This window comes from Ensifer sp. 38_S197 (assembly GCF_056924495.1).
On the sequence record NZ_JBXOVZ010000001.1, the window covers coordinates 2140234 to 2157742 of the forward strand.

Sequence of the window (17509 nt, forward strand, 5' to 3'; positions counted from 1 at the left end):
GGATGGCCATGCGCAGCAATTCAAAAAAATGTCGCAGCAGTCTTTGCGCGTCCGGTCAGGCGCGCGGTGCGGTCGTCGTCAGGCTTTCCCGGACGGTCGACAGCGCGATCACCGTTTCGCTTCGCGCCAGGAACCGTCGTTGCTTCAATTCGGCAAGGAACGGTTCAAGGTCGCCAAGTGATGGCATCCGGACCTTCACGCAATAGGACCAGGCACCGGTGACATGGTGGCACTCGGCCACGGCCGGATGGTCGGCCATGAAGCTACGGAAAGCCGCCTCATCCGCATCCGGCGCCAGGCCGACCCAGACGAAGGCAAGCACGTCGAGGCCAAGCGCGCGATGATCGACCTCAAGCGTAAAGTTTCGGATCACGCCGGTGGCGACGAGCCGACGGATGCGTTCGTTGACGGCGGAGGGGGAAAGCTCCACCGCGACGCCGATGTCAGTCAGCGACCGCCTCGCGTCTTCAGCGAGAATTTCGATGATTTTTCTGTCTACCGCATCCATGGCCAATGAATACGCGGAAAGTTACGAATTGTACAGAAGATTTTTTGTTAATAGATGGGTCTGACCAAGGAAACGTTGGTCGGGTGGCTTACTCGATGTCCTTTAATGCGTCGAGCGGGCCGGTCAGTGCCGTTCGTGGCTGCACCAGTTCGGGCTGGATGAGGTGGATGCGCGGCTGAGGGCGGGCCTCCTCGATGACGTCGAAGGCCTTGGTGATCATGCCCTCGACATCCTGCCGGATCATGATGACCGGGAAGGGCAGGAAGGATGCGAAGGGATCGTAGTCGTAGCAGCCGACGACGAGATCGGCGAAGTTCTCGTGCGGATGTCCGGCCATGAAGCGCAACAGGCCCTCGAAGTTGATCGAGGAGTTGACGAAGAGGCCACGCGGCAGCTTGCCGTGTTTCTCGTAGAAGGCCTCGAAGGCCAGCCTCGCATTGTTCGGCGCATAACCCGTCGGCTGAATGCATTCGTCCGGATCGGCGCCGAGTAGTTCGTTTTTGACGGCGCGGAACCCGCGGATACGTTCGCGGCTGGCATGGTCGTTGCGGCCGCCGAAGAGGTAGAGTTCATGCGGTTCCAGGGGGCCCGTTGCCTGGAAGTGGCGGATGATCGCCTCCGTCAGCATCCGCCCGCCCTCGTAGTTGTCGCTGATGACCGAGGGCACCTTGGTGCCGGGCAGGTCGATGTTGATGTGCTTGAGACCAGCCGCCTCGCAAACCTCATGCACGCCGTCGGGATCGGTGGCGCCGCAGATGAAGAGCTCGTCGATCGAGTAGGAGATCAGCGTCTCCGCCGTCTTGCGCTCCTCTTTCGGATCGCGGCTGGCGCTGACGACGATCGGGCATTGCCCCTTGCTTCGTACATGCGCCTCGAAAGTCTGCGCCATCGACGAGAAATAGCGGTTGTCATGGATCGGCAGCAGCAGGCCGATCAGGCCGGAACGCGAACTGCGCAAGCCGCGCGCCTGGCGGTTGGCCGTATATTGGTGCGTTTCAGCGAGGCTCCGGATGAATTCGGCCGTGCTTTCCTTGATCCGGCGTTTCTGCCAGGTGCCGTTCAAGACAGCACTTACGGTTGAGGGCGAGCTGCCCGACAACACCGACAGGTCGTAGATCGTCGCTTTTTTCTTGCTGCTGTTGGCCATCGCTTTCTCCCTCGATCGTTTTAGTGCCGATTTCCCCTTGACGAAAGATTAAGTCTGCACAATAGTTCTTGCACCATCGATTGTGCAAACAAGAAATATCGATTGTGCAATTTTGGTGGTGCCGTCTGAGGAGGCGGCAATCGGGAGGCGAGGAAAGCTTCGCCAGTGGTGGTTTGAAACTGGAGGCCGGCGCTTGAATGGCGACCGGACGCGTTCCCTCTTCGGGAACGAGTGGAGGAGAGACATGATCAGGAAAATTCTCGTCGCCGTCCTGGCGACATCGCTGGCGCTTGCCAGCTCTGCAGCCGCCTTCGCTCAGGATGCCGGCAAGGTCGGTGTCGTCGTCAAGATCGGCGGTATTCCGTGGTTCAACGCCATGGAAGCCGGGATCAAGGAGCGCGGACAGAAGCTCGGCGTCGACGCCTTCATGGTCGGCCCGACCAGCGCCGACCCGGCGCTCCAGGTGCGCGCCATCGAAGATCTCATCGCCCAAGGGGTCAAGGTCATTGGCGTGGTCCCGAACGACGCCAAGGTGCTCGAGCCGGTTCTGACCAAGGCCAAGGAAAAGGGCATCATCGTCATCACCCATGAATCGCCGAGCCAGAAGGGCGCCGACTGGGATTTCGAGCTCGCGTCGTCGACCGGTTTCGGTGAGGCGCACGGCAAGCTGCTCGCCGAGAAGATGGGCGGCAAGGGCGAATACGCCGTCTTCGTCGGTTCCCTGACCGTGCCGCTGCACAATGCCTGGGCCGATGCGGCGATCGCCTACATCAAGAAGAACTACCCGGACATGACGCTGGTCGGCGATCGCTATGGCGTCGCTGAAGACGTCGACAAGAGCCGGTCGACCGCACTCGACCTGATCTCCGCCCATCCGAACCTGAAGGGTTTCCTCGCCTTTGGCAGCCAGGGTCCGATTGGCGCCGGCCGCGCCGTCGAAGAACGCCGCAAGGTCGGCCAGATCTTCGTGCTTGGTCCCTTCTCCCCCGGTCAGGGCCAGAAGCTGGTGAAATCCGACGCGATTTCCGGTGGCTTCATGTGGAATCCGAAACAGGCTGGCGAAGTCTTCGTCACCCTTGCCGACAAGCTGATGAAGGGCGAAGAGGTCAAGGACGGCGACGAGATCGAAGGTCTCGGCAAGGTCAAGCCCGACTTCAAGAACCGCAACATCATCGTCGACCAGCTCGTGCCGATCAACAAGGACACGGTCGCCGATCTCGCGGCCATGGGCCTCTGATAGACCTCAAGGGTTCTCCCGGCTGCTGGGCCGGCTCCGGCCGGCCTGGCAAGTCCCCTGAACGGTACTGGAGCGGGATGAGGAAAGGCGTTTTCTGCTTTCCGCCCGCATCCCGCTCTAATCTAACGAGATTTACGGGCACAGACACATGCACCAGCTTGCGACCGCGGGAGGAGGCGAGAAGCCGCTTCTGGCCCTGCGCAACATCAACATGACTTTCGGCGGCGTCCGAGCGCTCAAGAATGTGAACTTCGACGTGCGCCCGGGGGAGGTCCATTGCCTTGCCGGTGAGAATGGCTGCGGCAAGAGTACGCTGATCAAGATCATCACCGGCGTCTATCGTCCCGCCGACGGCGCCTCGATCGAATATGACGGCGAGAGCTATTCCCACATGTCTCCGGTGACCGCGCAGGATCGCGGCATCCAGGTGATCTGGCAGGACCTGGCGCTTTTCCCCGAGATGAGCGTCGCCGAGAACATCGCCTTCCAGACCGTGCTCGGCCGCTGGCCGAAGCTCGTCGACTACAGCCGCATGCGCCAGATCGCCAAGGATGCGCTCGCTCGCCTCGGCGTGACGCTCGACGTCGACCTGCCGCTGAAGGAATACGCCATCGCCCAGCGCCAGATCGTCGCGATCGCCCGGGCGCTCGTCGGCGAAGCGAAGCTCGTCTTCATGGACGAGCCGACCGCATCGCTGACCCAATCGGAAACCGATCACCTGCTCGATATCGTCCGCGGGCTTTCAGCCTCCGGTGTCGCCGTCGTCTTCGTCAGCCATCGGCTTGCCGAGGTGCTGGAGATCTCGAGCCGCATCACCGTGTTGCGCGATGGTGCGCTGGTGGGGGTGTACCCCGCCGCCGGCATGACGCAATCGCGCATCACCGAACTGATGACCGGCAAGACCTTCGATCAACACGTGCGTGCGAAGTCGCGTGATGGGCAGCCGGTCGTCCTTGATGTGAAGGGACTGTCGCGCCCAGGCCAGTTTGAAGATGTTTCCTTGACGGTGCGCCGTGGCGAAACGCTCGGGATCACCGGTCTGCTCGGCGCAGGGCGTACGGAACTGGCACTGACACTCTTCGGTATGCTGAAGCCCGCATCCGGTACGATCTCGCTGGAGGGCAAACCTGTCCATTTCTCCTCCAACCGCGACGCGATCGAGGCAGGCGTCGCCTATCTTTCGGAAGACCGGCTTTCGCTCGGCCTCATCCAGCCCCAATCGATCGCCGACAATCTCGTCATCAGCTCGCTCGACAAGGTCCTCTCCGGCGGTCTGCTCTCGGAAGAGCGCAAGCGCGGCCTGGTCTCACGCTGGATCGGCGATCTCGGCGTCAAGATCGGCCTGCAGCAGGATGCGATCTCGACGCTTTCGGGCGGCAACCAGCAGCGTGTGGCGATCGCCAAGTGGCTCGCGACCGATCCGAAGCTTCTCATTCTCGATGCCCCGACCGTCGGAGTCGATGTCGGCGCGCGCGCCGGCATCTTCGACATCGTCGCGCGGCTCGCCGAAAGCGGGCTGGCGATCATCCTGATTTCCGACGAGGTGCCGGAAGTCTATTTCAACGCCGATCGCGTGCTGCACATGGCGCAGGGCCGCATTGTCGGCAGCTATGATCCGCGCACTTCCTCGCTCGCCGATATCGAAGGAGCTGTCTATGCGTAGCTTCGTCCGTACCCACGCGACGGAAGTGTCGCTGCTCGCCGTCATCGTCGCGATCAGTGCCGTTCTGTCGGTCTCGACCGCCAACTTCTTCTCGCTCGGCAATGCCTTCGACCTGCTCAATATCAGTTCGGTCAGCATCATTTTCGCCGTCGGCCTGCTGGTGGTTTTGATTGCCGGCGGCATCGACATTTCCTTCGCGGTTGCTGCGTCGGTCGTCCAATACGGCACGGCGATCGCACTCGGCTGGATCGGTGGCGGAGGCTGGGTCTCGGGACTGCTGATCGCCGGTTCGCTCGGCATCCTGCTCGGTGCGATCAACGCCTTCCTCATCCACCGTTTCCGCGTCATATCGATCGTCGCGACGATCTCGACCTTCAACATCTATTTCGGCCTCTTGATGTTCTTTACCAAGGGCGTGTCGATCTACGACCTGCCGGACTGGCTGACGGACCGCGTCGTCCTGTTCGAACACGAGATGGCCGACGGAACCTGGATCGAGATCACGCTGCCGGTCTTGGTGATGGTGCTCTGTGTCGTCGCCACCTGGGTGCTGATCACCCGCACGACCACCGGTCGCCAGCTCTATGCTTTCGGCGACAATCCGGAAGGCGCCCGCCGCTTCGGCATCAACATCGGTGCCATGCAGTTCATCGCCTTCGGCTGGCTCGGACTAATGGCGGGGATCGGCGGGCTCATCCAGGCGCATTATGCGCAGGAAGTGGTGCCGAACGCTCTCTATGGCCGCGAGCTTGACGTGCTGGCGGCGGTCGTCCTCGGCGGCGCGCGGCTTGGCGGCGGCAAGGGCTCGGTGCTCGGCTGCGTGCTCGGCGTGCTCCTGATCTCGATCACCCAGAATGGCCTCAACCTGATGGGTGTGTCGCCCTTCGCCTTCAAGATGATCATCGGCGCCATCATCCTCATGGCGATCACGCTCTCCAATACCCGCATCGAAAGGCTCTTGCCCTTCGTCAGTCAGAAAGGGGCCGGACGATGAACGTGATTGTCGAACGCGTGAAGACCTTGCTCGGACCGGAAATGGCTGGACCGGGCCTCGCCTTCCTCGCCGTGGTGCTGGTCTTCGGCATCGCCTCGCCGCAATTCCTGAGCGCGGCCACCTTCGGCTCGGTCGCCTTCCAGCTTCCGGAGCTCGGCCTGCTGACGCTCGCCATGTTGCTGCCGATCCTGACCGGTGGCCTCAACCTCGCGATCACCTTTACCGCCAACATCGCCGGCCTGACGCTCGCCTGGGTGCTGCAGGCAAATGGCGGCGTCGATGCCGGACCTGTCGCATTCGTGCTCGGCTCGGTGCTGGCGATCCTCGTCGGTGCAGCAAGCGGCGTGATCATGGGACTGGTGATCGCCTTTACCCGCGCCCATCCGATTCTCGTCTCGCTATCGATGATGATCTTCCTGCGCGGTCTCGGCGAGTTTCTGACCCGCGGCGGCGATGTCTCGGGTTTCCCGGCCTTCATCGGCCCGCTTGGCCACGGATCGCTCCTTGGGGTGCCGGTTCCGCTCATCGTCTTCGTCGTCTGTGTGCTGGCCTGGCACGTGCTGCTCACCCGCACCAAGCTCGGCTTCAACACCTACATGATCGGCTCCAACCTCGAGGCGACGCGCTATTCCGGCATCAACACGCGCAAGGTGATCGTGCTCGTCTATGCGCTTTCGGGCGTCATGTGCGCGATCGCCGGCATCATCATGCTGGCGCGCTTCAACTCCGTGCGCATCGGCCACGGCGAAAGCTACCTATTGATCACGGTGCTCGCCTGCTTCCTCGGCGGCGTCAATCCGTTCGGCGGCTTCGGCCGGGTCATTCCCGTCTTCGTCGCGCTGGTGGTGCTGCAGCTTCTCTCCTCCGGTCTCAACCTCGTCGGCGCCAACCAGCATTTGGCAACGGCGGTGTGGGGGCTGCTGCTGGCCGGCGTCATGGTGCTGCGCTTCGTGGCGACCAAGTTCAAGATTTCATTTGTCAGAAAGGAAACGTGACCATGCAGGGTTTTGGCGTCCATACGAGCATGTGGACCATGAATTGGGATCGTCCCGGCGCTGAGCGCGCGGTCGCCGCGGCGGTGAAGTACGGGGTGGATTTCATCGAGATCCCCATGCTCAACCCTCCGGCGGTCGACACTGCCCATACCAAGACGCTGCTCGAGAAGCACAAGCTGCGTGCCGTCTGCTCGCTCGGCCTGCCCGAGCACGCCTGGGCATCCGTCCGTCCCGATGCCGCGATCGAGCACCTGAAGGTGGCGATCGACAAGACGGCCGATCTCGGCGGCGAGGCGCTCTCCGGCGTCATCTACGGCGGCATCGGCGAGCGCACCGGCGTGCCGCCGACCGAGGCCGAATACGACAACATCGCGCGCGTGCTGCAGGCGGCGGCCAAGCACGCCAAGACGCGTGGCATCGAGCTTGGTGTCGAGGCGGTCAACCGCTACGAAAACCACCTGATCAACACCGGTTGGCAGGCGGTCGACATGATCAAGCGCGTCGGTGCCGACAATGTCTTCGTCCACCTCGACACCTACCATATGAACATCGAGGAGAAGGGCATCGGCACCGGCATTCTCGATGCGCGCGATTTCATCAAATACATCCACCTGTCCGAGAGCGATCGCGGCACGCCCGGCTACGGCAATTGCGCCTGGGACGAGATCTTCGCGACGCTGGCGGCGATCGGCTTCAAGGGTGGCCTTGCGATGGAGAGCTTCATCAACATGCCGCCGGAAGTCGCCTATGGCCTCGCCGTCTGGCGACCCGTCGCCAAGGACGAAGAGGAGGTCATGGGCAACGGCCTGCCGTTCCTGCGAAACAAGGCGAAGCAATACGGGTTGATCTAAGGCATTTCCAGCAATAGCGCGCAGCGGCTTTCGCTGAAGCCGCTCGAGAACGCTTCTGCACTCGTTGGATCAGGACGGGAGGTTGCGAGAGATGTCAGTCGCAGCGGACGACAAGGCCGGTACGGTGGCCGTACTCGATGTCGGCAAGACCAATGTGAAGCTGAATGCGGTCTCGGCAAACGGTGTCGTTCTGGAAACGCTGAGCGTCGCCAATTCGGTGCTGCCGGGGCCGCCCTGGCGGCATCACGACCTTGCAAGCCTCGGCGAGTGGGTCCTCTCCAACCTCGCAGCGCTCGGCAATCGTCATCCGCTGCAAACCTTCGTCGCCGCTGGTCATGGATCCGGTGGCGTCCTTGTCGGCGATGATCCCGACGCGGCGGCCGGTGTCGCCCTGCCGATGATCGACTACGAGCAGCCTTTGCCGGAGGAGATCCGGCAAGGCTACGCGCCGCTCGCCGGTTCCTTCTTCGATCGCGGCAGCGCGATGATGCACAGCGCCACTCATCAGGCCCGCCAGCTCTATTGGATGCAGGAACATGCACCGGATGCGGTCGCCGATGCTCGCTGGTATCTCGGCCTGCCACAATACTGGGCGTGGCGGCTGTCGGGCGTTGCGGCATCGGAAGCGAGCTTCCTCGGCGCACAATCGCACCTCTGGAACGTTGCCGAACGCCGGTTCGCGCCCATTGTCGCTGCGCGCGGCTGGCAACGGCTGATGCCGGATTTCGCCGAAGCCTGGCAGGTCCTCGGCCCGGTACGTCCGGAGCTTGCCCGCCGTTATGGCCTGCCGAAGGGGCTGCGCGTGCTGACCGGTGGTCACGACAGCAGCCTCAACCACTATCGTTACCATGCCGCCGGCCTCGGCGACTTCATCGTCGTCTCCACGGGAACCTGGATTGTTGGCTTTTCTGGCCGCACGCCGCTCGGCCGGCTCGACGAGCGTCGCGGCATGACGCTGAACAGCGACGTCTTCGGCAATCCTCTCGGGGGTGTGCTCACCATGGGCGGGCGCGAGTTTTCGCATGTGGCGGGCACCGCACCGCCGGCAGCCCAGGTCCCGGACGATGTCGTGCTGGGCCTGATCGCCAAACGCACCACGGCGCTGCCCTCCTTCGGCGACGACGATGGCCTCTTTCCGGGAAGCGCCGGACGCGGTCGCATCAGCGGGCCGCCACCGGAGACCCCGATCGAGCGTAAGGGGTTGGCTCTCGTCTACTGTGCCCTGCTGACGGCGGAATGCATCGCGGCGCTTGGGCCGGGGCCGCTGGTCGTGCTCGATGGAAGCTTTCTGCGCGATCCCCTCTATGCCCGCCTCGTCGCGGCGCTCATGCCGAACCGGCGGGTCCGCTTCAATCTGGATGCTAACGGCGTGGCCTCCGGTGCTGCGCTGCTGGCAAGTCAGGGCCAACGCCAAGGTCCCGCGCCGCTGTCGCTCGCCGATCCGGGCGACATTTCGCATCTTTCGCCTGCGGTCGCGGTCTATGCGTCGCAATGGCGTGCCCGAGCGCGCGTCGGGCACAACAATGGTTTCAGTCGCGACTTCGAAAGGACATATCGATGACCAAGACCGACATACTCTCGCTCCGCCGCGAGATGGTGGACATCTGCCGCCGGATGAACTCGAGCGGCATCAACCAGGGCACCGCCGGCAATCTTTCGGTGCGCACCGACGAGGGCTTTCTGATCACGCCGTCGTCGCTGCCCTACGAGACGATGCAGCCCGACGATCTGGTCGAGATGGATTTCGACGGCACCTATGTCGGTCTTCGTCCGTCGTCCGAATGGCGCTTCCACCGCGATATCCTGAGGGAGCGCACCGATGTCAACGTCGTGCTGCATTGCCATTCCGTCTATGCGACGACGCTTGCCTGCCATCACAAGACCATTCCGAGCTTCCACTACATGACCGGCATCGCTGGCGGCACGACGATCCGCTGCGCTGAATATGCGACCTTCGGCACTCAGGCGCTCTCGGACAATGCGCTGGTGGCGCTCAAGGACCGGACGGCCTGCCTGCTCGGCCAGCACGGCCAGATCTCGCTCGGCAAGACGCTCGAGTCCGCGCTCTGGCTGGCGATCGAGATCGAAACCCTGTCGCGCATGTATGTCCAGGCGCTGACGCTCGGCGAACCGCCGGTGCTTCCCGACGACGAGATGGAACGGGTCATCGCCCAGATGCGTCGCATGAGCTACGGCCAGGCACCTGATGGGGAGGGCGTCAACGACGTCGCCCGCCCCCGCGCTGCGATTTAGGGGTGCCAGGCGCGCAAGTGCTCCCGGCCGCCTTGTTCGTCCGTTGTCGCAAAGGTATCAGGAAGGATCAGTGCGGCAGATGCAAGGAGAAGCGCGGGCATGTCGAGCGATCACGCGTCCGAGATTGGTGTTCACCTGACATTTCCCGGCTCCATCGTGGTGATGGGCGTGTCGGGTACCGGCAAGACCTCGGTCGGCGAAGCCATCGCCGCCGCCTGCGGTTACCGCTTTGTCGAGGGTGATGCACTTCACCCTGAGGAGAACATCCGCAAGATGTCGGCGGGCATCCCGCTCACCGATGCGGACCGCTGGCCGTGGCTGAAGGAGATCGGCCGACAGCTCGCATCGGGTGATGCTCCGCTCGTCGTCTCCTGCTCGGCGCTGAAGCGCAGCTATCGCGATCTGTTGCGTGAGAGCGCCGGCAGGCCCATTGCCTTTGTCTATCTCCACGGCGATCGCGACGTTCTTACCGGGCGAATGCAGCGCCGGACGGGACATTTCATGCCTGCCTCCTTGCTCGACACGCAGTTCGCGACGCTGGAAGACCCTGCCGGCGAGCCTTTGACCGTCACCGTGGACATCGCTCCGTCGCCGCAGGCCGTGATCCACGAGGTGCTCGCGCAGCTTGTGGGGCTGGGGGTTGCCGCCGGCCGCTAGACTTCGAAGGAACGTGCTCGGTTTTCCGAAAACGAACGGCTCGGCGGGGCGGTGACGCCGCAAGCTGCAGGTTCCTCGCGTCATTGCCCCTCCGGTGACTGCTTCGCGCACAGGATGCAATCATCGGGTGCCTTCGCATTTTCATATCGTGCTTGGCTTCGCTGCTCTTTGGAAGGAAATTAGCGGAACGCGGTGCTATCGTCCGACCATGTCGCGGCGTTGATATCATTGCTTTCGCCGCGATCCGCGTAGAGGATGGAGCGTTATCGTCCGGCCGCTGTGGGAGGAGACCGCGCGGCCCGGCACGGTGGGAGGATAGACATGTTTGAGGGCGGCTTGAGCTTCGCGCTAGGCGAGGACATCGACGCACTGCGCGAGAGCGTGCGGCGCTTCGCGACGGACCGGATCGCGCCATTGGCGGATGAGACCGATCGCAATAATGCATTTCCTATGCAGCTCTGGCGCGAGATGGGCGAACTCGGCCTGCTCGGCATCACCGCTGGCGAGGAATACGGTGGCGCCGGCATGGGCTATCTCGCCCATTGCGTGGCGATGGAGGAGATTAGCCGCGCATCAGCCTCGATCGGCCTCAGCTACGGCGCCCACTCCAATCTCTGCGTCAACCAGATCAACCGCAACGGCAATGACGACCAGAAGGCGCGCTATCTGCCGAAGCTGATCTCCGGCGAGCATGTCGGCGCATTGGCGATGTCGGAGCCCGGCGCCGGGTCGGACGTCGTCTCGATGACACTGAAGGCCGACAAGCGTGGCGACCGCTATATGCTCAATGGCAACAAGATGTGGATCACCAATGGCCCGGACGCCGACGTGCTTGTCGTCTACGCCAAGACCGATCCGACGGCCGGTCCACGCGGCATCACCGCTTTCTTGGTGGAGAAGGGCTATGCCGGGTTTTCGACCGGCCAGAAGCTCGACAAGCTCGGCATGCGCGGCTCCAACACCTGCGAACTGATCTTTAAGGACTGCGAAGTGCCGGCAGAAAACGTGCTTGGCACCGTCGGCGGCGGCGTCCGCGTGCTGATGTCCGGGCTCGACTACGAGCGGGTGGTGCTTTCGGCGGGCCCCCTCGGCATCATGGCCGCTTGCCTTGATGTCGTTGTCCCCTATCTGCATGAGCGCAAGCAGTTCGGTCAGCCGATCGGCGAATTCCAGTTGATGCAGGGCAAGCTCGCGGACATGTACGTGACGGCGAATGCGGCACGTGCCTATGTCTATGCGGTGGCGGCAGCTTGCGATCGCGGCGAGACGACGCGCAAGGATGCGGCCGGCTGCATTCTCTATGCGGCCGAGAAGGCGACGGCGCTCGCACTCGAGGCGATCCAGGCGCTCGGCGGCAACGGCTATACCAACGACTACCCGGCGGGTCGTCTGCTGCGCGACGCCAAGCTCTACGAGATCGGTGCCGGCACCAGCGAAATCCGTCGCATGCTGATCGGCCGGGAACTGTTCACCGAGACGAGCTAGAGCGGGATGAGACGAAAGCGGCCGAACCCGATCCAATGAGGACCTCATGACCGTTCTGAAATCTCACATCTCGCCGTCCTCCGAAACGTTCAAGGCCAATCAGGCGGCGATGGCCGAAGCGATCGCGACGGTCGAGGAGGCCGTGAAACTCGCGGCCGCCGGCGGCGGTGATGCCGCGCGCGAGCGCCATGTCAGCCGCGGCAAGCTTCTGCCGCGCGACCGGGTGGCCCACCTCATCGATCCGGCGACGCCTTTCCTTGAAGTCGGAATGACGGCGGCGCATGGCATGTACAATGGCGATGCGCCAGCGGCCGGACTGATCACGGGCATCGGGCGGGTGTCGGGCCGCGAATGCATGATCGTCTGCAACGACCCGACGGTCAAAGGCGGTACCTACTATCCGATGACGGTAAAGAAGCACTTGCGGGCGCAGGAGATCGCCGCGGAAAACCGTCTGCCTTGCATCTATCTCGTCGATTCCGGCGGTGCCAACCTGCCGAACCAGGACGAGGTCTTTCCGGACAGGGATCACTTCGGCCGGATCTTCTACAATCAGGCGAACATGTCGGCTGCCGGCATTCCGCAGATCGCCGTCGTGATGGGATCGTGCACCGCCGGCGGCGCCTACGTCCCGGCGATGTCCGACGAGACGATCATTGTCGAGGGCCAGGGGACGATCTTTCTCGCGGGTCCGCCACTCGTCAGGGCGGCGACCGGCGAGGTCGTCTCCGCGGAGGATCTCGGCGGCGCCGACGTGCATACGCGCCTTTCCGGCGTGGCCGATCATCTCGCGCGCGACGACGCCCACGCGCTGGCGCTGGCGCGTCGGGCCGTCGCCGCGCTCAACCGCTACAAGCCGCTGTCGGTTGAATTCGCGATGCCCGAGCCGCCGCTCTATGACCCGCAGGAGATCGTCGGCATCGTGCCTTCCGACCTGCGCACGCCCTACGACATCCGCGAGATCATCGCCCGTGTCGTCGACGGTTCCCGTTTCGACGAATTCAAGGCGCGCTACGGCACCACGCTCGTCTGCGGCTTCGCCCATGTGCATGGCATCCCGGTCGGCATCATCGCGAACAACGGCGTGCTGTTCTCGGAATCGGCGCTGAAGGGGGCGCATTTCGTCGAACTCTGCGCCCAGCGCAAGATCCCGCTCGTGTTCCTGCAGAACATCACCGGCTTCATGGTCGGGCGGAAATACGAAACCGAAGGTATCGCCAAGCATGGTGCCAAGCTGGTGACGGCTGTCGCGACGGCGCGGGTGCCGAAAGTGACCATGCTCGTCGGCGGCTCCTTCGGCGCGGGTAATTACGGCATGTGCGGCCGCGCCTTCTCTCCACGCTTCCTCTGGACCTGGCCGAACAGTCGCATCTCGGTTATGGGCGGCGAGCAGGCGGCCGGTGTGTTGACGACCGTGCGCAGCGAAGCGCTGAAAAGGGCTGGCACGCCCTGGAGCGAAGAGGAGGAGGCGCGCTTCCGCCAGCCGATCCTCGATCTCTTCGAGCGCCAGAGCCATCCGCTCTATGCCTCGGCAAGACTTTGGGACGACGGTGTCGTCGATCCGCGCAAGACGCGCGACGTGCTCGGCCTGTCGCTTTCGGCAGCGCTCAACGCGCCGATCGAAGACACGCGCTTCGGCCTCTTCAGGATGTAGGGAGATGCGGATGAAACGCGAAGACATCAATGCCAGCGACGCGCCGCTACCGCGCGGAGGCTATTCGCAGGCCGTTCGCCTCGAGAATTTCCAGCACCTGCTGTTCGTCAGCGGCCAGGTGCCCTTGAGCGCCGACGACGTGTTGCCGGAGGGGTTCGAGGCGCAGGCGCGCCAGGTCTGGCTGAACATCGATGCACAGTTGCGGGCGGCAGGCATGAGCAAGGGGGATATCATCAAGGCGACAGTCTATCTCGCCGACCGCCAGTACACGATGGCAAACCGCGCGGCTCGGCAGGAATATCTGGGCGCGCTTGCGCCGGCCATGACGGTGGCGATCGCTGGTCTTTTCGATTCCGGCTGGCTGCTCGAAATCGATGTAATCGCGGCGCGGTAGGGGCTGGGGATGCCGATGTTTTCCAAACTCCTGATTGCCAATCGCGGCGAGATTGCCTGCCGGGTGATGCGCACCGCCAAGCATCTCGGTATTCGCACGGTCGCCGTCTATTCCGATGCCGATGTCGGAGCGCTGCACGTGGCACTTGCCGACGAAGCGATCCGCATCGGCCCGCCGGCGGCGCTCGAAAGCTATCTCTCGACCGAGCGCATCATCGCCGCCGCGCGTGCGGTCGGTGCGGACGCAATCCACCCGGGTTACGGCTTTCTCTCGGAAAATGCCGATTTCGCCGATGCCGTCGAGGCGGCCGGCATCACCTTCGTCGGCCCATCGGCCCGGGCGATCCGTGCGATGGGTCTGAAGGATGCAGCCAAGGCGCTGATGGAGCAGTCCGGCGTGCCGGTTGTTCCCGGTTACCACGGCGAGCGGCAGGATGCCGACTTCCTCGCGCAGGAAGCGGCGAATGTCGGTTATCCGGTGTTGATCAAGGCGCGCGCCGGCGGCGGCGGCAAAGGCATGCGTCGCGTTGACAGCGCCACCGAGTTTCCGGCCGCACTCGAGGCGGCGCGGCGCGAGGCGGAAGCCGCTTTCGGCGATGGTTCGGTGCTGATCGAGAAATACCTGACGAAGCCCCGGCATATCGAAGTGCAGGTCTTCGGCGACCGGCACGGCAATATTCTGCATCTCTTCGAGCGTGATTGCTCACTGCAGCGCCGCCACCAGAAGGTAATCGAGGAGGCGCCGGCCCCCGGCATGACCGCGGAGGTACGGCGCGCCATGGGCGATGCCGCAGTTCGGGCAGCCCAGGCCATCGGCTATGTCGGCGCGGGCACCGTCGAATTCATCGCTGATGTGACGGATGGGCTGTGGCCGGACCAGTTTTACTTCATGGAAATGAACACCCGGCTGCAAGTCGAGCATCCGGTCACCGAAGCGATCACCGGCATCGATCTCGTCGAGTGGCAATTGCGCGCCGCCGCCGGCGAAGCGTTGCCGAAGCGGCAGAGTGAGATCGGCATCGACGGTTGGGCGTTTGAAGCCCGCATCTACGCGGAAGACCCGTCCCACGGGTTCCTGCCGGCGACCGGGCGGCTGACGACGCTGAGCTTTCCGGAGGATGGCGTGCGGATCGATGCCGGTGTTCGCCAAGGCGACCGGATCACACCGTTCTACGACCCGCTGATCGCCAAACTGATCGTCCATGGTCCGAACCGCTCGGCCGCGCTTTCAAAGCTTGAAAACGCGCTGAGGGCTTGCCGGATCGGCGGCACGGTTACCAATCTCGATTTTCTGGCGCGCCTTGCTGCGGAGCCGGATTTTCGCTCCGGGCATCCCGATACCGGCCTTATCGACCGTTCGATCGGACAACTCACGGCAACGATGGCACCGAGCGATGCGGCGCTGGCGCTGGCGGCGATCATCTCGACCGGAGCCCTGCTGCCGCATGGATCCGCCGATCCCTGGTCTTCGCTCGGCCATTGGCAGATCTGGGGCGACGCCAGCAGGAACGTCACGATCGAGCACAGCAGCGGACGGGCGATTGTGACGCTCGCCGCGCGCGGCCGCGACCAGTTTGCGGTCCACACCGGAACGACGGCTCTGCCCGTGGTGATCCTCGACCGCTTCGCCGATGGCGCCCGCGCCGAAATCTCCGGCGCGCAGCATGAGTTTCGCTTCCTGCGCGAAGGCGAGCAGATCACCCTGTTTCTCAACGGTGAAACCTATGTGCTGCGCCTGCCCGATGCCCTTGGCGCCGGCCATTCCAGCGAGGTGGCCGATGACGAGGTCTCGGCGCCGATGCCTGGCATCGTCAAGCTCATCCGGGTCCGTCCGGGTGATGCGGTCGAAAAGGGACAGGCGCTCGCCGTCATGGAGGCAATGAAGATGGAACTCACGCTGTCCGCCTCGCGCGCCGGCGTGGTCGAGAGCGTTCTGGTCGGCGAAGGCGAGCAGGTGAGCGCCGGCGCCGTGTTGGTCATGCTCCAGCAGGAGATCGCGGTATGAGTGGATCGGCGTCGCGGCATGTGACGATCGTCGAGATGGCGCCGCGCGACGGGCTGCAGAATGAAAGCCGCCTTGTCGATACGGCTGACAAAATTCGCCTCGTCGACATGCTCTCTGACTGCGGCTATGGGCGGATCGAGGTAACGAGCTTCGTCAGCCCGAAATGGGTGCCGCAGATGGCGGACGCCGCCGAAGTCATGGACGGCATTCGCCGGCGACCCGGTACGCGCTACGCCGTACTGACGCCCAACATGCGCGGGCTCGAAGCGGCACTCGAGGCCGGCGCCGACGAGGTGGCGATTTTCGCCTCCGCTTCCGAAACCTTCTCGCAGAAGAACATCAATTGCTCGATCGCCGAGAGCATCGAGCGGTTTCGCCCGATTGCCGAGACCTGCCGTGAGCGCGGACTTCTGCTGCGCGGCTACGTCAGTTGCGTCGTCGAGTGCCCCTATGAGGGCGCGATTGCGCCGGGTAGTAGCGCTTACGTCGCCGGTCTGCTCGACGATCTCGGCTGCTATGAGATCAGTCTCGGCGACACGATCGGCCGCGGCACACCGGAGGCTGTGGATGCGATGCTGGCCAAAGTGCTGGAGCGCATTCCGTCCGAGAGGCTTGCCGGCCACTTCCATGATACGTCCGGCCGCGCACTGGACAATATCGCCGTGGCGCTCGACCGCGGCCTGCGGGTTTTCGATGCCTCGGCTGGAGGGCTCGGCGGCTGTCCCTATGCGCCGGGAGCGGCCGGCAATGTCGATACGCTCGCCGTCAACGCCTTCGTCACCGGCAAGGGGTTCTCGACCGGTCTCGACCCGGCGAAGCTTGGGCAGGCGGCGGCTTTCGCGCGGACCCTGAGGACAAGATCATGACTTTTGAAACAATCCGGATCGCGACCGACAGGCGCGGGGTCGCCCGGCTGACGCTGGCGCAACCGCAAAAGCACAACGCGCTGTCGGCGAGGATGATCGGTGAACTGACCGATGCCGCCCACGCGCTTTCGGACGACGGCTCGGTTCGGGTCGTCATACTGGAAGCGGAAGGCCGTAGCTTCTGCGCCGGCGGCGATCTCGGTTGGATGCGTGAGCAGTTCGATGCGGATCGGGCGACCCGCATCACTGAAGCGACGCGGCTTGCGATGATGTTCAAGGCGCTGAATGAGATCGCCAAGCCGGTAATCGGTCGTCTTCACGGCAATGCCTTCGGCGGCGGTGTCGGCCTCATGAGTATCTGCGATGCCGCCGTTGCCGCAGCCGACGCCAAATTTGGATTGACCGAGACCCGCCTTGGCCTGATCCCAGCCACCATCAGCCCCTATGTCGTCGCCCGGATCGGTGAGGGCAAGGCGCGACCGCTGTTCATGTCCGCCCGTCTGTTCGATGCGCAGGAGGCGCGCGCTTTGGGACTGGTCACGGCCGTTGCCGCGACCGACGCACTGGACGCGACGGTCGAAGCGGAGATCGGGCCCTACCTGGTAACGGCCCCTGAAGCCACCGGTCGGGCCAAGCGGCTGGCGCGTTCGCTCGGGTCTCCGATCACCGAGCAGACCATTGCCGCGACGATCGAGCAGCTCGCCGATTGCTGGGAGTCCGACGAGGCGCGCGAAGGTGTCGGCGCCTTTTTTGACAAGCGTGAGCCCTCCTGGCGACAGTAGGCCTTCCTTGAAACGGACG

General features: G+C 63.9%; 16 protein-coding genes. 14 read left to right on the plus strand and 2 right to left on the minus strand.

What is annotated here, in order from left to right:
* Positions 1-55 precede the first annotated feature (55 nt).
* Positions 56-508, minus strand: coding sequence for an Lrp/AsnC family transcriptional regulator (locus AC1Z3V_RS09895; protein ID WP_483498541.1), 453 nt, complete (start codon positions 506-508; stop codon positions 56-58).
* A gap of 88 nt (positions 509-596) precedes the next feature.
* The gene (locus tag AC1Z3V_RS09900) at positions 597-1655 is read right to left on the minus strand and encodes a LacI family DNA-binding transcriptional regulator (RefSeq protein WP_483498542.1); all 1059 of its coding nucleotides are present in this window, start codon (positions 1653-1655) and stop codon (positions 597-599) included.
* 244 nt (positions 1656-1899) lie between these two features.
* On the opposite strand from AC1Z3V_RS09900, the gene AC1Z3V_RS09905 reads away from it, so the two are divergent.
* The 14 genes from AC1Z3V_RS09905 (at position 1900) to AC1Z3V_RS09970 (ending at position 17490) form a co-directional block, all read left to right on the plus strand.
* Positions 1900-2892, plus strand: a complete 993-nt coding sequence (locus AC1Z3V_RS09905; protein WP_483498543.1) for a substrate-binding domain-containing protein — start codon at positions 1900-1902, stop codon at positions 2890-2892.
* 148 nt (positions 2893-3040) lie between these two features.
* Entirely contained in the window at positions 3041-4555 is a 1515-nt protein-coding gene (locus AC1Z3V_RS09910) for a sugar ABC transporter ATP-binding protein (RefSeq protein WP_483498544.1), read from the plus strand.
* On the plus strand, positions 4548-5549 hold the full coding sequence (locus AC1Z3V_RS09915; protein ID WP_483498545.1) for an ABC transporter permease: 1002 nt from the start codon (positions 4548-4550) through the stop codon (positions 5547-5549). The genes AC1Z3V_RS09910 and AC1Z3V_RS09915 overlap by 8 nt, the downstream gene beginning before the upstream one ends.
* Positions 5546-6544, plus strand: coding sequence for an ABC transporter permease (locus AC1Z3V_RS09920; protein ID WP_483498546.1), 999 nt, complete (start codon positions 5546-5548; stop codon positions 6542-6544). The genes AC1Z3V_RS09915 and AC1Z3V_RS09920 overlap by 4 nt, the downstream gene beginning before the upstream one ends.
* A 2-nt stretch (positions 6545-6546) precedes the next feature.
* Entirely contained in the window at positions 6547-7395 is an 849-nt protein-coding gene (locus AC1Z3V_RS09925; RefSeq protein ID WP_483498547.1) for a sugar phosphate isomerase/epimerase family protein, read from the plus strand.
* Between the two features lie 91 nt (positions 7396-7486).
* Positions 7487-8956 carry an FGGY-family carbohydrate kinase gene (locus AC1Z3V_RS09930; protein WP_483498548.1) on the plus strand — a complete coding sequence of 490 codons (1470 nt, stop codon included), beginning with the start codon at positions 7487-7489 and terminating at the stop codon, positions 8954-8956.
* Positions 8953-9648, plus strand: a complete 696-nt coding sequence (locus tag AC1Z3V_RS09935) for a class II aldolase/adducin family protein (protein ID WP_483498549.1) — start codon at positions 8953-8955, stop codon at positions 9646-9648. The genes AC1Z3V_RS09930 and AC1Z3V_RS09935 overlap by 4 nt, the downstream gene beginning before the upstream one ends.
* A 99-nt stretch (positions 9649-9747) precedes the next feature.
* Positions 9748-10305 (plus strand): gluconokinase, encoded by a 558-nt coding sequence (locus AC1Z3V_RS09940; protein ID WP_483498550.1) that lies wholly within the window; start codon positions 9748-9750, stop codon positions 10303-10305.
* Positions 10306-10626: 321 nt separating this feature from the next.
* Positions 10627-11790, plus strand: coding sequence for an isovaleryl-CoA dehydrogenase (locus AC1Z3V_RS09945; RefSeq protein ID WP_483498551.1), 1164 nt, complete (start codon positions 10627-10629; stop codon positions 11788-11790).
* A gap of 46 nt (positions 11791-11836) precedes the next feature.
* Positions 11837-13444 (plus strand): carboxyl transferase domain-containing protein, encoded by a 1608-nt coding sequence (locus AC1Z3V_RS09950; protein ID WP_483498552.1) that lies wholly within the window; start codon positions 11837-11839, stop codon positions 13442-13444.
* A 10-nt stretch (positions 13445-13454) separates the two neighbouring features.
* Entirely contained in the window at positions 13455-13838 is a 384-nt protein-coding gene (locus tag AC1Z3V_RS09955) for a RidA family protein (RefSeq protein ID WP_483498553.1), read from the plus strand.
* A 15-nt stretch (positions 13839-13853) separates the two neighbouring features.
* On the plus strand, positions 13854-15842 hold the full coding sequence (locus AC1Z3V_RS09960; RefSeq protein ID WP_483498554.1) for an acetyl/propionyl/methylcrotonyl-CoA carboxylase subunit alpha: 1989 nt from the start codon (positions 13854-13856) through the stop codon (positions 15840-15842).
* A complete protein-coding gene (locus tag AC1Z3V_RS09965) occupies positions 15839-16708 on the plus strand; it encodes a hydroxymethylglutaryl-CoA lyase (protein WP_483498555.1) in 870 nt (289 codons plus the stop codon). The genes AC1Z3V_RS09960 and AC1Z3V_RS09965 overlap by 4 nt, the downstream gene beginning before the upstream one ends.
* A complete protein-coding gene (locus AC1Z3V_RS09970) occupies positions 16705-17490 on the plus strand; it encodes a crotonase/enoyl-CoA hydratase family protein (protein ID WP_483498556.1) in 786 nt (261 codons plus the stop codon). The genes AC1Z3V_RS09965 and AC1Z3V_RS09970 overlap by 4 nt, the downstream gene beginning before the upstream one ends.
* The last annotated feature ends 19 nt before the right edge of the window (positions 17491-17509 follow it).